At 58.3% G+C, this 5136-nt stretch carries 4 protein-coding genes, 1 tRNA gene and 1 pseudogene; 1 reads left to right on the forward strand and 5 read right to left on the reverse strand.

What is annotated here, in order from left to right; genetic code table 11:
* Positions 1–285 precede the first annotated feature (285 nt).
* The 5 genes from AC1D0P_RS21465 to AC1D0P_RS21485 all read right to left on the reverse strand — a co-directional run bounded on the left by AC1D0P_RS21465 (position 286) and on the right by AC1D0P_RS21485 (position 4609).
* A complete protein-coding gene (locus tag AC1D0P_RS21465; RefSeq protein ID WP_477678602.1) occupies positions 286–1029 on the reverse strand; it encodes a GIY-YIG nuclease family protein in 744 nt (247 codons plus the stop codon).
* Positions 1026–2168, reverse strand: a complete 1143-nt coding sequence (locus tag AC1D0P_RS21470; protein WP_477678603.1) for a DNA cytosine methyltransferase — start codon at positions 2166–2168, stop codon at positions 1026–1028. Before AC1D0P_RS21470 ends, AC1D0P_RS21465 begins: the two co-directional genes overlap by 4 nt.
* A gap of 41 nt (positions 2169–2209) precedes the next feature.
* Positions 2210–2686: a very short patch repair endonuclease gene (locus tag AC1D0P_RS21475; RefSeq protein ID WP_477678604.1), complete on the reverse strand. Its 477-nt coding sequence runs from the start codon at positions 2684–2686 to the stop codon at positions 2210–2212.
* Between the two features lie 9 nt (positions 2687–2695).
* A complete protein-coding gene (locus tag AC1D0P_RS21480; protein WP_477678605.1) occupies positions 2696–4420 on the reverse strand; it encodes a DUF6538 domain-containing protein in 1725 nt (574 codons plus the stop codon).
* A 113-nt stretch (positions 4421–4533) separates the two neighbouring features.
* Positions 4534–4609, reverse strand: a tRNA-Arg gene (locus AC1D0P_RS21485).
* A 232-nt stretch (positions 4610–4841) separates the two neighbouring features.
* Here AC1D0P_RS21485 and AC1D0P_RS21490 point away from each other — a divergent pair.
* Positions 4842–5136: pseudogene (locus tag AC1D0P_RS21490) on the forward strand (c-type cytochrome); the annotation flags it as partial.

Consider the following 5136-nt stretch of genomic DNA (forward strand, 5'->3'; position numbering starts at 1 on the left):
GTCATACCGCCTACAGCCCCGACATTCCCGCCTCGCGGTCCACGCAGCTCACACGGCCGCGCTGTTCATATTAGAGAGTTGGGACAATAAGAAGAACGGCACCCGTACGGCTTGAACAAACGGCAACGCTCTTACTAGTTCGACTCCCGTGATTCCAGGGGGCAACTCGAAGCCCCCTAAGGGGGAAGTTGTCATTGCGGGTTTCTGGAAAGACCTCTGACATTTTTTCGGCAAATTTTGCCGGGTCTTCCAAGCCACAACATTGATTCGCGCGACCCCCGAGTATCAGTCCTTGGGGTCTTCATCTTCGACCTCGTCGGGCCCATCGGGTGCAACCTGCGCACGACGCTCGGCTAGCCACTGCAACCGCTTTGCTTGGGTGAGCAGAGTGTTCCGAATACCGCTACTGACACGCCGCTCACTGATGCCCGTCGCTAAGGCGGCGAGGGTCTGTGCCCTGCGGGCGATGCGGATGTCTGGGTGGTCGCGTAACTCAATAATCTTGTCGGTAGCAATCCTGCGCTCAAGATACGGCGGGATATCAACCGCTCGTTTTGGTGCCGGAGGTGGCTTCTCGTTTAGCACCGCCCCAAACCTGGACTTTGTCAGCAGCTCCTGAAACACGTTGTGCTCAAGGGCGTCTATAGTTTCCTTAGCCTCGACGTCTTTAGCGCCGCGGCCCTGAAGACTTGGCATCGGATAGACCCGCACTGTGCACACTTCAAAGGGGTCAAGGATGTTTTTAGCGACGGCATCGCTCCGCCGTCCTGTCAGGTGCCGTCCGATGCGACTACTCAGGCTCTCGCGAGTCTGCCCTACGTAGATCGGCTCTTCGTCATAGTCAAAAAAAGCGTACACGCCCCATTGAACGTTGCCAAGCGGCATGTCTGAGTCGCCGACTGTGTAGGGCTGGCGAAGAAACTCGGTGAGGGCTTGTATTTGCTCTGCAACCTCAAATGGCAGGGCAACGGTATTGTCCTTCGACACGAGCGCTCCTCCCTTGGTTCCCTTGGGAGGTTTCGCGCTCATGCCGCTTTCCGGCGGTTCACTACAGAGTTTGCAGCAAGGATAGGTTCAAGCACTGTGCGACCGATGTGCGCAACTACAGGCACGACCACGCCGTCGCCCGCTACGTGATAAGCGTCGTTGTATCGCGGCGGCAACTTGTAAGAGTCGTCCAGTCCCATCAATCTCGCAGCCTCGCGCGGCGACAGCAGGCGTGTACGGATACGAGGGCCTTCGACCACAATGATTGTCTGGCGACTAGAGCCTCCGGAGGGCGTCCGCAAGCATCCTGCGATACCGTCAAATCTCACCTCGGCACGTTGCACACCCAGGCGTGTTCGGCGATAGATTGTGCCTACCGTCAGGCCACCTAACGCCTGAGCCTTGAGTACCTTCTCGCGGTGTAATGGAGCCATCATCTCAAGTAAGCGCTTGGTCTCGGCTGACGTGTGCCAGGTGACCCCTTTCGGCTCTCTCTCGATGATGTCGTCTAACGTCTTTAGCCGCAGCTGTGGTGCCGGCGGGTTAAGCCATACCCAGTCCTTTTTAAACTTAGGGGCGAGCCTGTTGTGCGCCCTAATGAGCGCCTCGGGATGCCAAGCAGGCGTAGGACCCGCACCAACCATGCTTTCCGGCAAGCGGTAGCTTTTGTCCACACCCAAAATGAACACTCGAGGCCGCGATTGAGGCACGAAATGGACTGCGTCAACCACTACTACGCCGGCCATATAGCCCTCGCCGACGATAGCCTTGATGATGGCCTCGAAGTCTGCTCCATCATGACTCGTCAGCGCTCCGTACACATTCTCCAGAACGACAAGCGGCGGCTTGCGTCCGCTCTTGTTCAACCCTTGGATCAGTTTCCAGAACCCCCAGAAACAGCCCGAGCGGTCCCCCACAAGCCCCGCACCAGCGCCGGCAAGTGAGAGGTCTTGGCAGGGGAAGGAGCCCCATGCCAGGTCCGGTTGACCGGGAAGCCCCGCCGCATTTAAATCATAAATATCGCCAACGCGAAGATGGTCCGCACCATAATTTTCGGCATACGCCGCAGCTTTCATGGGGCTGATGTCATTCGCTAGAAGGCAATCCCAGCCTTCCCCGAGGCCGGCACGAGCCATTCCGCCACCGGCAAAAAACTCGTAAAAGGTGCGCTTGTTTTGCATGGAAGGGATTGTAGGGCTCCGACTGGTTGTTTGTACAGGTCTCAACAGCCGTCCTCGCGGCGTCTAAGGGTAAGAGCTAGTCTTTTTACAATCCGCTGCGGCTCGCGGAAGGAGTGCTCCCAAACCCGCAACACTGACCAGCCTTCCTTGCGAAGTTGGCGAGTCACACGGCGGTCACGGGCCGCGTTACGGGCAACCTTTCTGACCCAATACTCAGCGTTCGCTTTTGGCATCGTCTTGGCGCAATGCGGGCAACCGTGCCAAAAGCATCCGTCAACAAAAAGCGCCACACGGGATGCGGGCCATGCAAAGTCGGGTTTACCTGGAAGGGCCAGATGGCGACGCCAGCCGCTCAAACCAGCCTTCCGTAGCAATGCGACCATCTTCAACTCGGTACTGGCATTACCAGTTGCACGGACGGAGCGCATAGTCCGTGACCGTGTTGCGTCAGGCGCTACAAGTGCGGGCGCAGGGTTGGGTTTGATCCTGCCGTCACTTGACGATTGCTGGTGAGCCATGGCTAATTGCTACGTGAGGTGACGCGGCATGGGGACATTAACGGGCATTGCTAGTTTCTGGAGTTCCACCATTTTCTTGGTAAAGGGCTCGGGGCCGAAGACGTAGTGGCGGTCTTGAATCGCAGTTGTTGTACCGTCGCTATGTCCGGTGATTTCCTTGGACACTACCCCCTGGTTACGGCATTGGGTGACGAAAGTCTTGCGTAACGTATAGGCACCAGTGACTTGCTCCCCAGGCGGGGCGGTGCGGGTATAAAGTCCCACGGTTCTCAAGAGCCCCGCGATGAGCCCATAGTGTGCCGTGAAGGGGTTTCCGCCCTTTACTCGCCATGTCGGAAACATGCGGTCACAGCCCGCCGCCTTTACGCGCTGGAGATAGGAGGGGAACCCCAGGCGGACAAGCTCTGCATGTAACGGTACCCGCCGCGCCTCTCCTGTCTTGATGGATTTCTTGACGCCAACGCCCGCTGCGCTCTTCTCGTCTAAGTCGATATACCAATGCCCGCCCACCTTGCCAAAGTCAAACTGCGGATTCAATTGGCACAGCTCGCGGGGACGTGCCCCAGTAAAGAGCATCGCTACCAGTAACCAGTAGAGCGGCTCCTGCTTTGGATCCTGCGCCACCTGAACGAACGCTTCGCCCTCAAACAGAACCTTCAGCTCAACATCTGTCAATGCTCGCTGCTGGTCTTCTTCGGGAAGCCTCTTACCCATATACCTGATGCCATCAACTGTGAGTGGCCGAAACCCGTCATCGCCAAAGTTCCGGGCGGCATCCCTGAGGAAAGTGCCCAGCGGCCCCCTGTAGTTACTCTCGTATGTCGTGGGGCTCATCCCCTTCTCGGTTTCTTCAGCGAGCATTGCAGCAATGGACTCGCCACCGTCGAACCTCCGCGCCCACGCAGCAGGTAAACGACAGATGTCGCGCATGAACTCGGTAACAGATTTTTGACGTAACTCACTGACCTTTAAGTCGCGCCCGAGCRCCTCTCCAAAGAGTTGGAGGCACCTTCGCACCTTGCGCTGAAAGTCATTGGCAGCTAGCCCTTTGAGGTAGTGTTCAATGACCTCTCCCAGGGTTACGGCTTTTGCTTCCGCACGCGGCTCAGCTGCGATGCTAGAGGTAAGGCGCACAGGGGCAACAGGGCGTGGAGGCGTTGGAACGAAGTCGTCTCCAATGCGCCGGCTGATGTCCTTCAGGGCTTGGTACAGGCCCTCTGTGGCCTTGTATGCCGCTACTTCCCACGCAGGAGAGCCCGGTGCGATGGACAGCCCGACATCCTCCAGCAACTTTGCCATCCGCTGCCTCTCATATGGCCCAACTACCACTCTCCCCGACTTGAGGCCGTCGATGGAGTCGCTAAATTGGTCCGCCCGGATACCTTCGTAAGCTTCTCGGGAGTCATCGTCGGGGCGTGCCATTCGCACTGCGTCATCCTCCTCCAAGATATGAGCGCGAATCCGCTCTCGAACATAGCTTTGCTCGTCCGGTGTGAGGTCTTCAAGCTGGAGGGGCGCGACGGTTTGCTTGCTGAGGATGGCCTTGGCCTTCTCGAACTCGGCGGCCACTTCAGCATCGCGGTAGGCGGCTCTGGTTCGAGCCACCTCCATGTCCGAGGTTCTAAGCGATTCGCGGAACTCACCACGACCCACTATCGGGACAAGCAATTCTGGGACACGGCGGCGATACCACCACTGGCCTCCACGGCGTTCGGTATGAGGGGGTTTCTTCACGTTTTGCACACTCCGATTTTGACCCGATGTGGAACAGGTCTGTGGAACAGTGCAATCCTTGAGAAGGTCCTATTCGCTTGGAACCCGCGCAATTGCTGGATTCCCGGGAGTTGTGGTGCGGCTGGCGGGGATCGAACCCACGACCCTTGGCTTCGGAGGCCAATACTCTATCCACTGAGCTACAGCCGCAACGCTGGAAACGGTTTGCGCCGGAATTCGCGGCCGGGAGGCGCGGAATCAGGGCGATTTGCATTGCGCAAGCGGTTCACGCCGCGCAACGTGCCCGATTCTACCAGCCGGCCGCGGCGCCCTCTTGGCCCCGCAAGGCCCCAGTTATAATGTGAGGTTGCTGAGCAAGCGCTGCACAGGCGCGCCCCACCAATACGCGATAGCCCCCGATTTTTAGTTTTTTGAGGACGCCATGAGCGCAAACGACCACACCACGGCCCACGAAGAAGCCCACACTGGCCCGATCAAGACGCCCCAGCAACTGCTGGCAGCGGTTTTTTTCTCTTTTGTCGTCCCCGTTTTCGCCATCATCGGCCTGGTTTATTACGTGGCCTCGGCCAACAAGCCTGCCGCCGGCGCCGACGAAGATGCCAAGGCCGTCGCCCAGCGCATCCAGAAAATCGGTTCGGTTGAAATCCGCGATGCGAACCGCCCCCTCAAATCCGGCGAAGAAGTCTATAAAGCCCAGTGCGTGACCTGCCACGGCA

It is taken from the genome of Polaromonas sp. P1_G2 (genome assembly GCF_056405515.1).